At 67.9% G+C, this 333-nt stretch carries 1 protein-coding gene; it reads right to left on the bottom strand.

Features of this window, described 5'->3' with window-relative positions:
* On the bottom strand, positions 1 to 333 hold a 333-nt coding region (locus IH50_RS38505; protein ID WP_037873737.1), incomplete at both ends, for an acyltransferase domain-containing protein.

Raw genomic sequence — 333 nt, 5'->3', positions numbered from 1 at the left:
CCGCCCGGGCCCAGCTCCACGAACCGCGTGACACCCTCACCGACCAGGGAACGAACTCCGTCGGCGAAACGCACGGCCTCACGGACATGGGTCACCCAGTAATCGGCGGACGTGAGCTGTTCGTCATCGGCAAGCGTGCCCGTCACGTTCGAGACCACGGGGATACGGGGCGCGTGGAACGACAGTCCTTCCACAACCGTGCGGAAGTCCTCCAGCATCGGCTCCATCAGCGGGGAGTGGAAGGCGTGCGACACCCGCAGCCGGGACGTACGACGCCCCAGCCCGCGGAACACCTCCGCCACCGCCTCCACCGCGGTCTCCACACCTGAGATC

Source organism: Streptomyces sp. NRRL S-37, from assembly GCF_000721605.1.
Lineage (GTDB): Bacteria > Actinomycetota > Actinomycetes > Streptomycetales > Streptomycetaceae > Streptomyces.
Note: the sequence above shows the minus strand (reverse complement) of the source record. Positions and strands in the feature narration are given on the sequence as shown.